Source organism: Aurantiacibacter flavus (assembly GCF_039710615.1).
GTDB lineage: Bacteria > Pseudomonadota > Alphaproteobacteria > Sphingomonadales > Sphingomonadaceae > Alteraurantiacibacter > Alteraurantiacibacter flavus.
Genome location: NZ_JBDLBR010000002.1, coordinates 644,180 through 658,960, shown reverse-complemented (window position 1 = coordinate 658,960; position 14,781 = coordinate 644,180). Strand labels below are relative to the sequence as shown.

The 14,781-nt window shown below is 62.9% G+C and carries 20 protein-coding genes; 3 read left to right on the top strand and 17 right to left on the bottom strand.

Annotation, left to right across the window (positions count from 1 at the left end):
• Positions 1 to 4: 4 nt before the first annotated feature.
• The 16 genes from nuoK to ndhC form a co-directional block, all read right to left on the bottom strand.
• Positions 5 to 310, bottom strand: a complete 306-nt coding sequence (gene nuoK / locus ABDJ38_RS07865) for an NADH-quinone oxidoreductase subunit NuoK (RefSeq protein WP_346784535.1) — start codon at positions 308 to 310, stop codon at positions 5 to 7.
• Positions 307 to 921: an NADH-quinone oxidoreductase subunit J gene (locus tag ABDJ38_RS07860; protein ID WP_346784534.1), complete on the bottom strand. Its 615-nt coding sequence runs from the start codon at positions 919 to 921 to the stop codon at positions 307 to 309. Before ABDJ38_RS07860 ends, nuoK begins: the two co-directional genes overlap by 4 nt.
• A 26-nt stretch (positions 922 to 947) precedes the next feature.
• Positions 948 to 1,433, bottom strand: coding sequence for an NADH-quinone oxidoreductase subunit NuoI (gene nuoI, locus ABDJ38_RS07855; protein WP_136693013.1), 486 nt, complete (start codon positions 1,431 to 1,433; stop codon positions 948 to 950).
• 376 nt (positions 1,434 to 1,809) lie between these two features.
• Complete coding sequence (gene nuoH, locus ABDJ38_RS07850; RefSeq protein ID WP_346784532.1) at positions 1,810 to 2,853, bottom strand: NADH-quinone oxidoreductase subunit NuoH; 1,044 nt, start codon at positions 2,851 to 2,853, stop codon at positions 1,810 to 1,812.
• Complete coding sequence (nuoG, locus tag ABDJ38_RS07845) at positions 2,850 to 4,856, bottom strand: NADH-quinone oxidoreductase subunit NuoG (RefSeq protein ID WP_346784531.1); 2,007 nt, start codon at positions 4,854 to 4,856, stop codon at positions 2,850 to 2,852. The genes nuoH and nuoG overlap by 4 nt, the downstream gene beginning before the upstream one ends.
• A complete protein-coding gene (gene nuoF / locus ABDJ38_RS07840; protein ID WP_346784530.1) occupies positions 4,856 to 6,151 on the bottom strand; it encodes an NADH-quinone oxidoreductase subunit NuoF in 1,296 nt (431 codons plus the stop codon). Before nuoF ends, nuoG begins: the two co-directional genes overlap by 1 nt.
• Positions 6,148 to 6,291, bottom strand: coding sequence for a hypothetical protein (locus ABDJ38_RS07835; protein WP_346784529.1), 144 nt, complete (start codon positions 6,289 to 6,291; stop codon positions 6,148 to 6,150). The genes nuoF and ABDJ38_RS07835 overlap by 4 nt, the downstream gene beginning before the upstream one ends.
• Positions 6,291 to 6,488 carry a hypothetical protein gene (locus ABDJ38_RS07830; protein WP_346784528.1) on the bottom strand — a complete coding sequence of 66 codons (198 nt, stop codon included), beginning with the start codon at positions 6,486 to 6,488 and terminating at the stop codon, positions 6,291 to 6,293. Before ABDJ38_RS07830 ends, ABDJ38_RS07835 begins: the two co-directional genes overlap by 1 nt.
• On the bottom strand, positions 6,488 to 7,156 hold the full coding sequence (locus ABDJ38_RS07825; protein ID WP_346784527.1) for a complex I 24 kDa subunit family protein: 669 nt from the start codon (positions 7,154 to 7,156) through the stop codon (positions 6,488 to 6,490). The genes ABDJ38_RS07830 and ABDJ38_RS07825 overlap by 1 nt, the downstream gene beginning before the upstream one ends.
• A complete protein-coding gene (locus tag ABDJ38_RS07820; RefSeq protein ID WP_137679345.1) occupies positions 7,143 to 7,328 on the bottom strand; it encodes a hypothetical protein in 186 nt (61 codons plus the stop codon). Before ABDJ38_RS07820 ends, ABDJ38_RS07825 begins: the two co-directional genes overlap by 14 nt.
• Complete coding sequence (locus ABDJ38_RS07815) at positions 7,328 to 7,681, bottom strand: nuclear transport factor 2 family protein (RefSeq protein ID WP_346784526.1); 354 nt, start codon at positions 7,679 to 7,681, stop codon at positions 7,328 to 7,330. Before ABDJ38_RS07815 ends, ABDJ38_RS07820 begins: the two co-directional genes overlap by 1 nt.
• On the bottom strand, positions 7,678 to 7,899 hold the full coding sequence (locus tag ABDJ38_RS07810) for a hypothetical protein (RefSeq protein WP_346784525.1): 222 nt from the start codon (positions 7,897 to 7,899) through the stop codon (positions 7,678 to 7,680). The genes ABDJ38_RS07815 and ABDJ38_RS07810 overlap by 4 nt, the downstream gene beginning before the upstream one ends.
• Entirely contained in the window at positions 7,896 to 9,110 is a 1,215-nt protein-coding gene (locus ABDJ38_RS07805; RefSeq protein ID WP_346784524.1) for an NADH-quinone oxidoreductase subunit D, read from the bottom strand. Before ABDJ38_RS07805 ends, ABDJ38_RS07810 begins: the two co-directional genes overlap by 4 nt.
• Positions 9,107 to 9,874, bottom strand: a complete 768-nt coding sequence (locus ABDJ38_RS07800) for an NADH-quinone oxidoreductase subunit C (protein WP_346784523.1) — start codon at positions 9,872 to 9,874, stop codon at positions 9,107 to 9,109. The genes ABDJ38_RS07805 and ABDJ38_RS07800 overlap by 4 nt, the downstream gene beginning before the upstream one ends.
• A gap of 1 nt (position 9,875) precedes the next feature.
• Positions 9,876 to 10,430: a NuoB/complex I 20 kDa subunit family protein gene (locus tag ABDJ38_RS07795; RefSeq protein ID WP_346784522.1), complete on the bottom strand. Its 555-nt coding sequence runs from the start codon at positions 10,428 to 10,430 to the stop codon at positions 9,876 to 9,878.
• Positions 10,421 to 10,804: an NADH-quinone oxidoreductase subunit A gene (gene ndhC / locus ABDJ38_RS07790; protein WP_137679350.1), complete on the bottom strand. Its 384-nt coding sequence runs from the start codon at positions 10,802 to 10,804 to the stop codon at positions 10,421 to 10,423. Before ndhC ends, ABDJ38_RS07795 begins: the two co-directional genes overlap by 10 nt.
• A 261-nt stretch (positions 10,805 to 11,065) precedes the next feature.
• Between ndhC and ABDJ38_RS07785 the strand changes: the two genes are divergently transcribed.
• Positions 11,066 to 12,262 (top strand): thiolase family protein, encoded by a 1,197-nt coding sequence (locus ABDJ38_RS07785; protein WP_346784521.1) that lies wholly within the window; start codon positions 11,066 to 11,068, stop codon positions 12,260 to 12,262.
• A gap of 65 nt (positions 12,263 to 12,327) precedes the next feature.
• Positions 12,328 to 12,762, top strand: coding sequence for a hypothetical protein (locus tag ABDJ38_RS07780; RefSeq protein ID WP_346784520.1), 435 nt, complete (start codon positions 12,328 to 12,330; stop codon positions 12,760 to 12,762).
• Between the two features lie 76 nt (positions 12,763 to 12,838).
• Here the strand turns inward: ABDJ38_RS07780 and ABDJ38_RS07775 are convergent, their stop codons facing one another.
• Positions 12,839 to 13,327, bottom strand: a complete 489-nt coding sequence (locus ABDJ38_RS07775) for an SH3 domain-containing protein (RefSeq protein ID WP_346784519.1) — start codon at positions 13,325 to 13,327, stop codon at positions 12,839 to 12,841.
• Between the two features lie 148 nt (positions 13,328 to 13,475).
• Between ABDJ38_RS07775 and ABDJ38_RS07770 the strand changes: the two genes are divergently transcribed.
• The gene (locus ABDJ38_RS07770; protein ID WP_346784518.1) at positions 13,476 to 14,771 is read left to right on the top strand and encodes an ammonium transporter; all 1,296 of its coding nucleotides are present in this window, start codon (positions 13,476 to 13,478) and stop codon (positions 14,769 to 14,771) included.
• Positions 14,772 to 14,781 lie beyond the last annotated feature (10 nt).

Below are 14,781 nucleotides of genomic sequence, written 5' to 3'. Positions count from 1 at the left end.
AGGTCTATCCCTTCATCCGGTTGACATCGTCCACCGCGATCGTGCCGCGCGAACGGAAGTAAGTAACGAGAATGGCAAGCCCGATGGCCGCCTCGCCCGCCGCAACGGTGAGCACAAACATGGCGAAGATCTGCCCGGTGAGGTCGCCCAGGAAGGCGCTGAAGGCCACCAGGTTGATGTTTACGCTGAGCAAGATGAGCTCGATCGCCATCAGGATCACGATGATGTTCTTGCGGTTGAGGAAAATCCCCAGAACGCCCAGCACGAACAGGATCGAGCTGACGACGATATAGTGTTCGATTCCAATCACAGCTCGACCCCCTGCCCGCTGACGGGCTGCTTGAGTTCGGTCGCCTCTTCAGGACGGCGCGCGTTCTGCTTGGCAATGTTCTGGTGGCCACGCGGGCTGCGCTGTTCGCGGTGTGTCAACACGATCGCGCCGATCATCGCCACGAGCAGGATGATGCCAGCGCTCTCGAACAGGAACAGGTAGCGGCCATAGAGAAGCTCGCCGATCTGGGCAATGTTGGTCTCACCCAGCAGAACCTCGCCCGAAGGTGTACCCAATTCAATGATGCCGGCGCGGTAGGCGCCGAGGCCGAGCACCAGTTCGCACACAAGCACCAGCGCGATGACCAGGCCCAGCGGCGCATTCTTCACGAACCCGGCGCGCAGTTCGGCAAAGTCGATGTTGAGCATCATCACGACGAACAGAAACAGCACCGCGACCGCGCCGACATAAACGATCACCAGCAGCATGGCGATGAATTCGGCACCCACGAGCACCATCAGGCCCGCTGCGTTGAAGAAGGCGAGAATCAGCCACAACACCGAATGAACCGGGTTGCGCGACATTATGGTCATCGCTCCGCTGGCGATCACCAGCGCGGCGAACAGGTAAAAGGCGATGATCTGTAGCATGGTGCCCCGTCAGTCTGGTCGCGCGGTTAGCGGTAGGGCGCGTCGGCTTCAAGGTTCGCGGCGATGGCCCGCTCCCACTTGTCCCCGTTCGCCAGCAATTTTGCCTTGTCGTAAAGCAGTTCTTCGCGCGTTTCGGTCGCGTATTCGAAGTTCGGCCCCTCGACGATGGCGTCCACTGGGCAGGCTTCCTGACAGAAGCCGCAGTAGATGCACTTGGTCATATCGATGTCGTAGCGCGTGGTGCGGCGGCTGCCATCGTCACGCGGTTCGGCCTCGATGGTAATGGCCTGCGCCGGGCAGACCGCCTCGCACAGCTTGCAGGCGATGCAGCGCTCCTCGCCGTTCGGATAACGCCGCAGCGCGTGCTCGCCCCGAAAACGCGGGGAAAGCGGATTCTTCTCGAAGGGATAGTTGATCGTCACCTTCGGTTTGAAGAAATACTTCAGCGTCAGCATGTGGGCCTTCACGAATTCCCACAGGGTGAAGCTCTTGATGAGTTGTGCGGCGGTCATTGTGTTTCGTTCCTGCCGTCGTGCTCCAATCTGCAAGCACCAGTCATGATTTCAGAATAGTCGACAACGCCATCACTAATCACAGCGACATCGCCTAGCCGAGCGTCAAAGTCCCATACAATCTGATCGCTACGAACAAGTCGCACGACCCGCAGCTTCCCAGCCTGTGTGTCCCGAATGCCAACCACCCATTCTAGTTGGTTCGGCTCCTCTCCAGAAAACGAGATCGGTGCAGGCGCTGGAGCAGGTTGTTGCAAATCTGCGAACTGTTCATCGGTTAGAGGTATCTTTGGCGCTGCGTATAAGCGATCGTCAGGTGCAGCGAGCGCTCCTTGCGAAAGATGACAGCTCAGGATTGCCGCGACAAAAGCCAACATCACCCGTACCTCGTAAACATCAGCCAGCCCGAGATGGCGACCACGAAGAACAGGCTCAGCGGTAGGAACACCTTCCAGCCCAGCCGCATCAGCTGGTCATACCGGTAGCGCGGAACCGTCGCCATCACCCAGCTGAACATGAAGAAGAAGAAGAACGTCTTCAGCAGGAACCAGATGATGCCGGGCACATAATACAGCACCGGGATATCCAGCGGCGGCAGCCAGCCACCCCAGAACAGCAGCGTGTTCAGCGAGCACATCAGCAGGATGTTCGCATATTCGCCAAGCCAGAACAGCGCGAAGCTCATCGACGAATACTCGGTCTGGTAACCAGCGACCAGCTCGCTTTCGGCCTCGGTGAGGTCGAACGGCACGCGCTGCGTTTCCGCCAGCGCCGAGATGAAGAACATCACCCAGATCGGGAACAGCAGCAGGTTGAACCAGTAGCCGTTGATGATCCCAAGCCCGTGGCCCTTCTGCGCCTCGACGATGGCCGAGAGGTTGAAGGAACCAGCATAGAGCACCACGCAGACGAGGATGAAGCCGATCGAAACTTCATAGGAAATCATCTGCGCCGAGGCGCGCATGGCGGAGAAGAACGGATACTTCGAGTTCGACGCCCAGCCGCTCATCACCACGCCATAAACCGACAGCGAGCTGATCGCGAGGATGTAGAGCAGGCCGACGTTGATATCGGCCAGCACCACGCCGGCGTCGAACGGGATCACTGCCCATGCCGCCAGCGCCACGGTGAAGGTGACGATAGGAGCGATCAGGAAGATGCCCTTATTCGCTGCCGAAGGAATGATGGTTTCCTGCAGCATAACCTTGAGGCCGTCGGCGAAGCTCTGCAGCAGGCCAAAGGGGCCGACCACGTTCGGCCCGCGCCGCAAGTTGATCGCAGCCCAGACCTTGCGGTCGACATAAATGATCATGGCCACGGCCAGCATCAGCGGCAATGCGATGAGCAGCGAGCCGATGATAGCCGAGACGATCATCGCCCAGCCGGCGTCCATGCCGAGATCGACGAAGAACTGCGTCATTCCGCGGCCTCCTTCAGGGCGTCACCCAGCAGTTCGTTCGAGCACTGCTGCATCACCACGCTGGCGCGGGCGATCGGGTTGGTGAGGTAAAAATCCTTGATCGGGCTCGGGATTTCGCCCGAGGGCGACGTGTCGCCAGCAACCGAAGCGGCAAGCGCGCCATAGTCGGCCAGCCCTTCCTCGCCCAGCGCCGGAACTTCGGCGATCATTGCCGCGCGCAGCTGGTCGAAGTTCTCGAAAGCGACCGTAACGCCCAAAGCGTCAGCCAGAGCACGCAGGATCGTCCAGTCCTCGCGCGCATCACCCGGCGCGAAGACGGCTTTGTCGGCCATCTGCACGCGCCCTTCGGTGTTCACATAGGTGCCAGCCTTCTCGGAGAAAGCCGAGGCGGGCAGGATGATGTCGGCAGCATGAGCGCCCTTGTCGCCATGGTGGCCGACATAGACCTTGAGGCTGCCATCGAACTTGGCGAAGTCGACCTCGTCCGCACCCAGCGCCAGCAGCACCTTGGGCTTGGCCGCGACCAGATCGGCGATGCCGCCCTTCTGCGCGAAACCGAGCATCACCGCGCCCATCCGCGCCGCCGCGATGTGCAGCGCGTTGAAGCCGTTCCAGCCGTCTTTCACGCAGCCCAGCTCATGCGCGAGGCTCAAAGCCCTGGCATGGGCACCAGCGGCAAAGCCACCCGCGCCGAGGATCACGGCGGGACGCTCGGCAGCCTTGAACGCGTCGGTCAGCTCGGCGGGCAGATTGCCCAGCGCCGAGGCGTCGGACCCGAGGAAGGTCGCCGGATAGGTCGTTTCCCACTCGGGACCGACCACGAAGACCTTGGCTCCGCGCTTGGCCGCCTTGCGCAGCCGCACGTTAACCAGCGGCGCTTCCCAGCGCAGGTTCGCACCGATGATCAGCACCGCGTCGGCGGTCTCGATCCCGGCCAGCGTCGAATTGAAATTGATCGCCGCGAGGTTCGCGCAATCGTAGTCCATGCCGGTCTGACGGCTTTCGATCAGCGAGGAACCCGCAGCCTTCAGCAGCGCCTTGGCCGCGAACATCGTCTCGCAGTCGAGCAGGTCGCCAGCCACGGCGGCAATCGAAGCACCGGGATTAACGGCGGCGATGGCGTCGAAGGCCTCGGCCCAGCTTGCCTGTGCCAGCTTGCCATCCTTGCGGACCCACACCTTGTCGAGGCGGCGGCGGGTCAGGCCATCGACCTGATAGCGCGCCTTGTCGCTGATCCACTCCTCGTTAACGTCGTCGTTCACACGCGGCAGCGCGCGCAGCACTTCGCGGCCACGGCTGTCGAGCCGGATGTTCGCGCCGATCGCGTCGGACACGTCGATGCTGAGCGTCTTCTTCAGCTCCCACGGGCGCGCTTCGTAGGCATAGGGCCTGCTGGTAAGCGCACCGACCGGGCACAGATCGATCACATTGGCGCTCATCTCGTGCTTGGCAGCCTGTTCGAGATAGGTCGTGATCTGCATGTCCTCGCCGCGATAGAGCGCGCCGATCTCGTCCACGCCGGCGATCTCTTCCGAGAAGCGCACGCAGCGGGTGCAGTGAATGCAGCGGGTCATGATCGTCTTGATCAGCGGGCCCATGTTCTTGGCCGTCACCGCGCGCTTGCTCTCGTGATAGCGCGAACCGCCGCGGCCATAGGCTACCGACTGGTCCTGCAAGTCGCACTCGCCGCCTTGGTCGCAGATCGGGCAGTCGAGCGGGTGGTTGATGAGGAGAAACTCCATCACACCTTCGCGCGCCTTCTTGACCATCTCGCTATCGGTGCGGATTTCCTGCCCATCGGTGGCGGGCAGCGCGCACGACGCCTGCGGCTTGGGCGGCCCCGGCTTCACCTCGACGAGACACATGCGGCAGTTGCCAGCGATGGAAAGACGTTCGTGGTAACAGAACCGCGGGATTTCCTTGCCTGCCAGCTCGCACGCCTGGAGCACGGTGGCGCCAGCGGGAACCTCGATTTCCTGTCCGTCTACGGTGACTTTAGGCATTATTCGGCTGCCTCTTGCATAGCGCCCGCACGCTCAACGATGCGGCGCTCGATTTCGGGGCGGAAGTGGCGGATCAGGCCCTGGATCGGCCAGGCGGCGGCATCGCCGAGCGCGCAGATCGTGTGGCCTTCTACCTGCTTGGTGACCTGTTGCAGCATGTCGATCTCTTCGATTGCGGCATCGCCGGTCTCAAGCCGCTTCATCACGCGCCACATCCAGCCCGTGCCCTCGCGGCAGGGGGTGCACTGGCCGCAACTCTCGTGCTTGTAGAAATAGCTCAGGCGACTGATCGCGCGCACCACGTCGGTGCTCTTGTCCATCACGATCACGCCCGCCGTGCCCAGGCCCGAGCCAAGCTCTTTCAGCCCGTCGAAGTCCATGAAGGCATTGCGGATTTGTTCGCCCGGCACCAGCGGCACCGACGAGCCGCCGGGGATCACGGCCAGCAGGTTGTCCCACCCGCCGCGAATGCCGCCGCAGTGCTTCTCGATCAGCTCCTCGAACGAGATGCTCATCGCCTCTTCGACGACGCAGGGCTTGTTCACATGCCCCGAGATCTGGAACAGCTTGGTGCCCTTGTTGTTCTCGCGCCCGAAGGACGCGAACCACGAGGCACCGCGGCGCAGGATTGTGGGCACCACCGCGATCGATTCCACGTTGTTGACCGTGGTCGGGCAGCCATAGAGACCCGCACCCGCCGGGAACGGCGGCTTGAGACGCGGCTGGCCCTTCTTGCCTTCGAGGCTCTCGATCATCGCGGTCTCTTCGCCGCAGATGTAGGCCCCCGCGCCGCGATGGACGTAGATGTCGAAGTCGTAGCCAGACCCAGCAGCGCTCTTGCCCAGCAGGCCCGCGTCATAGGCCTGCTCAACGGCGGCAAACAGCGTCTCGGCCTCGCGGATATATTCGCCGCGAATGTAGATATAAGCAGCCCGCGCGCGCATGGCGAAACCGGCGATCAGCGCGCCTTCGATCAGCTTGTGCGGATCGTGGCGGATGATCTCGCGGTCCTTGCACGAGCCGGGTTCGGATTCGTCGGCGTTGATGACGAGGAAGCTGGGACGACCGTCCTTGCTTTCCTTGGGCATGAAGCTCCACTTCATACCGGTGGGAAAGCCCGCCCCGCCCCGGCCGCGGAGGCCCGAGGCCTTGATCTCGTCGATGATGGCGTCTTGCCCGACTTCCATCAGCTTCTTCGTATCGTCCCAGTCACCGCGCGCCTGCGCCGCTTTCAGGCCCCAGTCCTGGAACCCGTACACATTGGTGAAGATACGATCTTTGTCAGCCAGGCTCATGCGCCCAGTCCTCCGAATACAAATGCTGCGGCTAGTGCCAGAATGACCACCAGCGCCACCGTCTTGACGATGCCCGTGAGCACCTTCCACGCGATCACCACCAGCAGGAGCGCGATCAAGATGGGAATTACCTGATCCATCAGCTTAGCTTTGACGACGAGGCTTCACCATTCGCCCTTGCTTTGGTCCAGCGATAGGCAGCGAATAATGTCAGACCAACACCTGCATAGACAAGCAGGCGCACGGGAAACGGAGTTTCAAATTCTTGCATGATAATCGCTGCAAGAATTCCTGCCAGGAACGGAAGAAACGGTCCGACACGCGACAACACAGACATCACCACTCACCCCGATAGTCGTGGTTTTCCTCGACCATCTGCTTGAGGCTCGACAGCGCGCCGGCGGGCTCGCTGGTGTGGCGACCCGGCTCCTGCGTGCCGGTCTTGGGCTGCTCGCCCTTGGCCAGAGCATCAAGCACGGCGTCCATCCGCTCTGCGGTCAGGTCTTCGTAGTTGTCGTCGTTGATTTGGACCATTGGCGCGGTGGCGCAGTTGCCCATGCACTCGACCTCGGTGAACGACCAGAGGCCATCGTCCGAGACGTGCCCCGCTGTCATCCCGCGCTTCTTGCAGGTGGCGATGATCTCGTCCGAGCCGCGCAGCATACACGGCGTCGTGCCGCAGACCTGCACGTGGTATTTGCCCACCGGCTCGAGGTTATACATCGTGTAGAACGTCGCCACTTCGAGCACGCGGATCACCGGCTGATCGAGATAGGCGGCGACATATTCGATCACCGGCAGCGGCAGCCAGCCTTGGGTGTTCGTCTCGACACCGACCTGACGCTGGGCGAGATCGAGCAGCGGCATCGTGGCCGAGCGCTGGCGACCCTCAGGGTAACGGGCGATAGCCTTGTCGGCCTTGTCCTTCGTCTCTTCGTTGAAGGTCCAGCTGCCCCACCGCTCGCGCAGTTCGGGCGTATCAGGGGCGATCTTACGCGCGGCCATCGGCCAGCCTCCGTTCCAGATAGCGGCCCGCATAGAGGCCGATCACCGCCGCAAAAGCGGTGGACAGGGTTTCCTTGAGCGGCGCCTCGCCATGGAACACGGCGAGATAGCCCGCAACCGCAGCGGCAAAACCAGCCAGCGCGGCGATGAGGATGATGATCTCGCGCAGCATCAGCGGATGAACTCCACGCGGCTGCACTTGTCGCCCGCGAAGCTGTACACCGCGACCACATCGAACGGCTCGACCAGCTCCGAGCCATCGGAAGCTGGGCCGCGCGTGACGTGCTCGCGGAAGATCACGAAGTCGCCGATGGCCTGCTTCTCGACGATCTCGGCATGGTTCTGCGGCCACTTGGCAAAAGCGGCGGCGAGCCCCGAGCGGGTGCCCTCCTTGCCTTCGCGCACAACCGCGCCGCGATAGTTCGCTTCGCAGGCGTCGTCGGTCATGTACGAGACGTAGGTGTCCACGTCCTGCGCGTTGTAGGCTGCGATCATCTTTTCGGCGGTTACGAGGTTGGCGCTCATCGCACTTCTCCTTGCGCCACTTTTTCACCAGCCTTGGCGAGCGCCGCCTGCCGGACCTGACGCGCAATAGCCAACCCCACAGTCGGAACCAGGATGACCTGTCCCCAAACGCTCACTTCGCTGTCAATGACCCCAGACAGGCGCAAGACCAGCATGCAGATCGCGATACCAAAGCCAAAACCAATCAGCACGTCGTAAGGATTGAATTCCCGACTCACCGATCACACTCCCCGAACACCACGTCGATTGCGCCGAGGATGGCGGTTGCGTCAGGCAGCATGTGGCCCTTGCACATGAAGTCCATCGCCTGAAGGTGGCTGAACGCGGTCGGGCGGATCTTGCAGCGATAGGGCTTGTTCGAGCCATCGCTCACCAGATAGACGCCGAACTCACCCTTCGGGCTTTCGGTCGCCACGTAAACTTCACCGGCGGGCACGTGGAAGCCTTCGGTATAGAGCTTGAAGTGGTGGATCAGCGCTTCCATCGACTGCTTCATCTCGCCGCGCTTCGGCGGAACGATCTTGCGGTCGGTGCTGGCAACCGGGCCATCGGGCATTTCGGCCACGCACTGCTTGATAATGCGCGCCGACTGATAGACTTCCTGCATGCGGACCATGAAGCGGTCATAGCAGTCCGAATTGGTGCCGACGGGAATGTCGAACTCCATCCGGTCATAGACGTCGTAGGGCTGGCTCTTGCGCAGATCCCACGGAATGCCGGCGGCGCGGATCATCGGGCCGGAAAAGCCCCATGCGATCGCGTCTTCCTGGCTCACCACGGCGATATCGACGTTGCGCTGCTTGAAGATGCGGTTGTCGATAACGAGGCTCATCGCATCGCCGAACAGCTCGGGCAGACGGTTGTCGCACCAGTCGGCAATGTCGGTCAGCAGCTTTAGCGGCACGTCCTGATGCACGCCGCCGGGGCGGAACCAGGCCGAATGCATGCGCGCGCCCGAAGCCCGCTCGAAGAAGTTGAGGCAGTCTTCGCGCAGCTCGAACATCCACAGGTTCGGCGTCATCGCACCGACGTCCATCACGTGGCTGCCCATGTTGAGCATGTGGTTGCAGATGCGCGTCAACTCGGCGAACATCACGCGCAGATACTGACCGCGCAGAGGCACTTCGAGATTGAGCAGCTTCTCGATCGCGAGCACATAGGAGTGCTCCATCCCGAGCGGCGAGCAATAGTCGAGCCGGTCGAAATAGGGCAGCGCCTGGAGGTAGGTCTTGTACTCGATCAGCTTTTCGGTGCCGCGATGCAGCAGGCCGACATGCGGATCGATCCGCTCGATAATTTCGCCGTCAAGCTCCATCACCATGCGCAGCACGCCGTGTGCGGCAGGGTGCTGCGGGCCGAAGTTGATCGTGTAGTTGGTGATTTCCTCGTCGCCGGTGGTGGGCGAGGTTTCCTGGACGAGGCCGCTCATTTGCCCTCCTCCTTCTTGTCTTTCATGGCCGGAGGATCGGCTTCGGTGTCCTTCGCGGCCTTCTCTTCGGCCTTGGCACCGGCGCCGGTATCCTTGGCGTTTTCGGTCGTCTTGGGCTTGTCGACCGGCGGCGGCGCGGGGGTTTCGCTCGCCTTCTCGTCGCCGGGAAGGATATATTCCGCCCCTTCCCACGGGCTCATGAAGTCGAAGCTGCGGAAGTCCTGCGCCAGTTCGACCGGCTCGTAGACCACACGCCCTTCCTCTTCGGAATAGCGCAGCTCCTGATAGCCGGTGAGCGGGAAGTCCTTGCGGAAGGGATGTCCCTCGAAGCCATAGTCGGTGAGGATACGGCGCAGGTCGGTGTTGCCCTCGAACAGCACGCCGTACATGTCGAACACCTCGCGTTCGAGCCATCCGGCAACCGGCCACAGCGTGGTGACGGTCGGCACCGGAGTATCCTCGGCGGCCTGAACCTTCACCATGATGCGGTGGTTCTTGGTCAGGCTCAGCAGCATATAGACAACTTCGAACCGCTCGGCGCGCCCCGGATAGTCCGCTCCGGCGATTTCCATCAGCTGCTGGTATGCGTGCTCGTCGCGCAAGGCGCGCAGCGCGTTCTCGATCTCGCCGCGCGCGACGGTGAGGACGACTTCGCCATGCTCTTCCTTGCTGGCCACCACCTTGTCACCAAGCGCGGCGGTCAGCGTGTCGAGCACACCCTCGTTGGAGGCGATGCGGGGGGCGGAGTGAAGGACAGCGGCCATCTTAACGCTCGATCGTCCCGGAGCGGCGGATCTTCCGCTGCAATTGCATCACGCCGTAAAGCAGGGCTTCGGCTGTCGGCGGGCAGCCGGGAATGTAAATGTCGACCGGCACGATGCGATCACACCCGCGCACCACCGAATAGCTATAGTGATAGTAGCCGCCGCCATTGGCGCAGCTGCCCATCGAAATCACATATTTCGGGTTCGACATCTGGTCGTAAACCCGGCGCAGCGCCGGGGCCATCTTGTTGCACAGCGTGCCCGCCACGATCATCACGTCCGACTGACGCGGCGACGCGCGCGGGGCGACGCCGAACCGCTCCATGTCATAGCGCGGCATGTTGACGTGGATCATCTCCACCGCGCAGCAGGCGAGCCCGAAGGTCATCCACCACAGCGAGCCGGTGCGCGCCCACTGGAACAGGTCCTCGGTGCTGGTGACGAGGAAGCCCTTGTCGTTCACCTCGGTGGACAGGGCATTGAAATAGTCCTGATCAGGCTGGCGCACTTCGCCGCCCTGAGCCGCCGCCGGAGCGAGCGTTTCGTTCACTCCCATTCGAGAGCTCCTTTCTTCCAGGCATAGGCCAGGCCAATGGCGAGTTCACCGAGGAACACCATCATGGTGATCCAGCCGGGCCAGCCGGTGAGATCGAGGCTGACCGCCCACGGAAACAGGAAGGCCGCTTCCAGATCGAAGATGATGAACAGGATCGCGACCAGATAGAAGCGCACGTCGAACTGGCTGCGCGGATCTTCGAAGGCGGGAAAGCCGCATTCATATTCGCTGAGCTTGGCCGCAGTCGGCTTGTGAGCCCCGGTCAGCCGGGCCACGCCCATGGGCAAAAACACGAAGGCGGCAGACAGAACCACTGCGATTCCCAGGAAGATTAGGATCGGCAGATATTCGGTCAGATCAATGGGTGTAGCCATAGGGTACGGACTCGGTTGTTCGGCGCGACGATTTGAGCGCGTCTAGGCAATGGTCGGCCCAAGCGCAAGGCACCCAAGGCCCAGATTTCAGGCCTTCCTGTGCGTTTCTTGCCGCAAAGCAGCATGATGCGAATCGTTCGCAAGGATTCACTGCTCGACAAGTCATTGCGACCATGGCGCTTGGCCACCATGTGCCTAGCCGTTAAGAGGTTACCAAAGCCACTTATCTTTCGCATTTCACCGCAACGGAGCGACCGTCCAATGGCCACTTTCAATTCCGCCGATCCTATCGTTATCCTGTCCTATGCCCGCACCCCGATGGGCGGGATGCAGGGCGCGCTGTCCGAAGTTGCCGCCACCGATCTAGGGGCGACAGCGGTCAAGGCAGCGATGGAGCGCGCGGGTATTGCGGGTGAGGATGTGGACCGGGTCTACATGGGCTGCGTGCTGCCCGCCGGTCTCGGCCAGGCACCGGCACGCCAAGCGGCGCTGAAGGCCGGTCTGCCGCTTTCGGCACAGGCGACCACCGTGAACAAGGTCTGCGGCAGCGGCATGCAGACCGTGATCATGGGCTCCGAAGCGCTCGCCGCCGGCGGGGCCGACATGATCGTGACAGGCGGCATGGAGAGCATGACGAATGCGCCCTACCTGCTCAAGAAGCACCGTGGCGGCGCACGCCTCGGCCACGACACCGCCTATGACCACATGTTCCTCGACGGGCTTGAAGATGCCTACAAGGCGGGCACCGCCATGGGCGCCTATGCGCAGGACATGGCCAACGAGTACCAACTCACCCGCGAGGACATGGACAGCTATTCGATCACCTCGCTCGAACGCGCCAATGCCGCCATCGCCAACGGTGCCTTTGCAGATGAGATCGTCCCGGTCACCTACACCACCCGTAAGGGCGAGGTGATGGTCGATACCGACGAAGGCCCCGGCAATGGCCGCCCCGACAAGATTCCGCAGCTGCGCCCCGCCTTCGCCAAGGACGGCACGATCACCGCCGCCACCTCCTCGTCGATCTCCGACGGCGCGGCAGCGCTGGTGCTCACCCGCAAGAGTGTGGCCGACGAGAAGGGCCTCAGCCCCGTCGCGACCGTCATCGCCACAGCTGCCCATGCGCAAGACCCGGCCGCCTTCACCACCGCCCCTGTGGGCGCGATTAACAAGGTGCTCGAAAAGGCCGGCTGGAGCGTCGAGGATGTCGACCTGTGGGAAGTGAACGAGGCCTTTGCCTGCGTCGCCATGTTCGCGATGAAGGACATCGGCATCGCGCACGACAAGATCAACGTGAACGGCGGCGGCACCGCTCTCGGGCACCCGATCGGTGCCAGCGGCGCACGCATCATCGTTACCCTCATCAATGCGCTGAAGCAGCAGGGCAAGAAGCGCGGCGTGGCCTCGCTCTGCATCGGCGGAGGCGAAGGCACGGCGATTGCGGTGGAACTGGTCTGACGGGTTATCCGTTGACCGGTCGGACATAATCAACGATTGTGCCGCCGAACAGAGGGAGCATGGACATGAAGAATACCGTTTTCGCCGCCGTCGCGGTGCTAACACTGGCCGCCTGTAGCGAAGCAGAGGCGCCTGCCGATGCGCCAGAAGCCGCGGCCAGCGATAGCAGCGATATGCTGACCGGCGAGGAACCTGGCTTCGAGGCCGTAGCTCCCGGCACCTACACCGTCGAGCGTGCCAACGGCGACGTCGATACGATCACCATCCACCCCGGCATGACCTTCTCGCGCATCGCCGCCGATGGCACACCCACGGGCGGGACGATCTTCATGCAGGACGGCAAGACCTGCTTCGTGGTCGAAGGCGTGGAAGGCCACAGCTGCTTCACCGATGGCCCGGTGCAGGAAGACGGCTCGATGCAGACCACGTCGGACGAGGGCAACGTTTCGACCGTGCGCCCCGCTCCGGCTGAAGAGGCGATTACGGCAGGCGACGAGTAAGTCGCCAGCGTCAGCACAAAAGGAAAAGGGCGGCCATGGTGCCGCCCTTTTTCGTTTCGCCAGTCCTCCGCCCGGATCAGGGCACGCCGTCGCCCCACAGCCGTTCGGCATTCACAAAGCCGCGGTGGCCGCGCACCGAAAATTCGCACCAGCCGCCGGTGCATTCTCCCAGTTCGCCAACAACGCCCGGCTCGACATGCCAACGCAAAGGCGCAGAGGCACTGCCCTCACCCCTTATATCCGCTGCGCCCTCGCCGATCACGATGGCCCCGCGCGTCCGCGTAAGCAGGCGGGCGGCCATCCAGCCGCGCATGCCATCAGGGTCTTCGACATAGCGCCAGCCCTCGTTCACGCGCAGCACCTTCACCGGCAGCCCTTCGCGCTGATAGACCCATTCGATCGGGTAATTCATGCTCGGGCCGACGCGCATGTATACTTTGCTGACGGAGATGCTCGCCCAATAGGGCGTCTCGCTGGTTTGCGCCGAAACGGCAGCGGCCGATACCCCTGCCCCGAGCGCGCAGCCGATAGCCAAAACCGCCGGAATGATCTGCCTTGTAAACATTCCCTCGTGATAGGCCTGTGCGCACAATGGGCGCAACAGGCTACGCGATCTTGCCCGCAACGTCCTTTGTGCTCTAACAGGCGCGTCCACGGGAGAGTACCGCCGACAGAGCAGCGTGCCGGGGCGGATTGCAGGGGAAGATCATCACATGTTTCGTAAAGTTGCTACCGGCCTGTGGCTCGCGGCCCTATCCGACGCTGCCTTGGCGCAAGACCTCGTGCCCGCCGTAGGCGATAGCGGTGATACGGCCTGGATTCTCGTATCCTCGGCGCTGGTGCTGCTGATGTGCCTGCCCGGCCTCGGCCTGTTTTACGGCGGACTGGTGCGGGCCAAGAACTTCCTCTCGGTGCTGATTCAGGTCGCCGCCGTAGCGGGCCTCGCCTCGGTGCTCTGGGTGATCGTGGGCTATACGCTGGCCTTTGGTGAAACCACCGGCGGCGTGCTCGGCAACGGTCGCGCATGGATGCTGATCGACCTTGGCGCTGTGCGCAGCGGGCTGACTATTCCCGAAAGCACCTTTGCGCTGTTCCAGATGACCTTCGCCGCGATCACGCCGGCGCTGATGGTCGGCGCCTGGGTCGACCGCGCGCGATTCGGCTGGGTCATGGCCTTCACCGCGCTGTGGGGCCTGCTGGTCTATGCGCCCGTGGCCCATTGGATCTGGGGCGGCGGCTGGCTTGCCGAACTCGGCGCGCTCGACTTTGCCGGCGGCATTGTGGTTCACACCACCGCAGGCGTTTCGGCGCTGATCGTCGCGCTGCTGCTCGGACGGCGGCAGGGCTTCCCGACCGCCTCGCTGCTCCCCCATGCTCCGGGGATGACGATGCTCGGCGCGATGCTGCTGTGGGTCGGGTGGTTCGGCTTTAACGGCGGCTCGGCGCTTACCGCCACCGACGATGCGGCGAGCGCGATCATCGCCACGCATACCGCCGCTGCGGTGGCCGCGCTGACGTGGGTCCTGATCGAGAAGATCAAGTTCGGGAAGCCGACAACAGTGGGCTTTGCCACCGGCGCCATCGCCGGGCTGGCCACAATCACGCCTGCCGCCGGGTTCGTTTCGCCCGGTGCGGCGATCCTGTTCGGCGCGCTGGGCGCGATGATCTGCTTCTGGGCCATCACGCTGGTCAAAAACCGCCTCCGGATCGACGATTCGCTCGATGTCTTCGCTGTCCACGGTGTGGGCGGGATGCTCGGTTCAGTGCTGCTGGCCCTGTTCCTATCGGTTGATCTCGGCGGCACCGGCTATGCCGAAGGCGTGAGCATGGCCCGGATGCTGGCAGTGCAGGTGGTTGCCGTGGGCGTGGTGGCGTTGTTCTCGGCGATTGTCACCGCGCTTGTCGCGCTGGCGGTTTCGCTGTTCATTCCGATGCGGGTGAGTGCTGAAGAGGAAGTCGAAGGCCTCGACCAGACCAGCCACGGCGAACGCGGCTGGATGTTCGATTGATGGCCCGTCA

Bases quoted from the DNA above. Each gene is read 5' to 3' on its own strand.
- nuoH (WP_346784532.1), bottom strand. From the start codon at position 2,853: ATGACGCAGTTCTTCGTCGATCTCGGCATGGACGCCGGCTGGGCGATG.
- ABDJ38_RS07780 (WP_346784520.1), top strand. From the start codon at position 12,328: ATGAAGAATACCGTTTTCGCCGCCGTCGCGGTGCTAACACTGGCCGCC.
- ABDJ38_RS07800 (WP_346784523.1), bottom strand. From the start codon at position 9,874: ATGGCCGCTGTCCTTCACTCCGCCCCCCGCATCGCCTCCAACGAGGGT.
- ABDJ38_RS07835 (WP_346784529.1), bottom strand. From the start codon at position 6,291: ATGGATCAGGTAATTCCCATCTTGATCGCGCTCCTGCTGGTGGTGATC.
- ABDJ38_RS07770 (WP_346784518.1), top strand. From the start codon at position 13,476: ATGTTTCGTAAAGTTGCTACCGGCCTGTGGCTCGCGGCCCTATCCGAC.
- ABDJ38_RS07825 (WP_346784527.1), bottom strand. From the start codon at position 7,156: ATGGCCGCGCGTAAGATCGCCCCTGATACGCCCGAACTGCGCGAGCGG.
- nuoI (WP_136693013.1), bottom strand. From the start codon at position 1,433: ATGACCGCCGCACAACTCATCAAGAGCTTCACCCTGTGGGAATTCGTG.
- ABDJ38_RS07775 (WP_346784519.1), bottom strand. From the start codon at position 13,327: ATGTTTACAAGGCAGATCATTCCGGCGGTTTTGGCTATCGGCTGCGCG.
- ABDJ38_RS07830 (WP_346784528.1), bottom strand. From the start codon at position 6,488: ATGTCTGTGTTGTCGCGTGTCGGACCGTTTCTTCCGTTCCTGGCAGGA.
- ABDJ38_RS07820 (WP_137679345.1), bottom strand. From the start codon at position 7,328: ATGCTGCGCGAGATCATCATCCTCATCGCCGCGCTGGCTGGTTTTGCC.
- ABDJ38_RS07795 (WP_346784522.1), bottom strand. From the start codon at position 10,430: ATGGGAGTGAACGAAACGCTCGCTCCGGCGGCGGCTCAGGGCGGCGAA.
- nuoF (WP_346784530.1), bottom strand. From the start codon at position 6,151: ATGAGCCTGGCTGACAAAGATCGTATCTTCACCAATGTGTACGGGTTC.
- nuoG (WP_346784531.1), bottom strand. From the start codon at position 4,856: ATGCCTAAAGTCACCGTAGACGGACAGGAAATCGAGGTTCCCGCTGGC.
- ABDJ38_RS07805 (WP_346784524.1), bottom strand. From the start codon at position 9,110: ATGAGCGGCCTCGTCCAGGAAACCTCGCCCACCACCGGCGACGAGGAA.
- ndhC (WP_137679350.1), bottom strand. From the start codon at position 10,804: ATGGCTACACCCATTGATCTGACCGAATATCTGCCGATCCTAATCTTC.
- ABDJ38_RS07860 (WP_346784534.1), bottom strand. From the start codon at position 921: ATGCTACAGATCATCGCCTTTTACCTGTTCGCCGCGCTGGTGATCGCC.
- ABDJ38_RS07815 (WP_346784526.1), bottom strand. From the start codon at position 7,681: ATGAGCGCCAACCTCGTAACCGCCGAAAAGATGATCGCAGCCTACAAC.
- ABDJ38_RS07785 (WP_346784521.1), top strand. From the start codon at position 11,066: ATGGCCACTTTCAATTCCGCCGATCCTATCGTTATCCTGTCCTATGCC.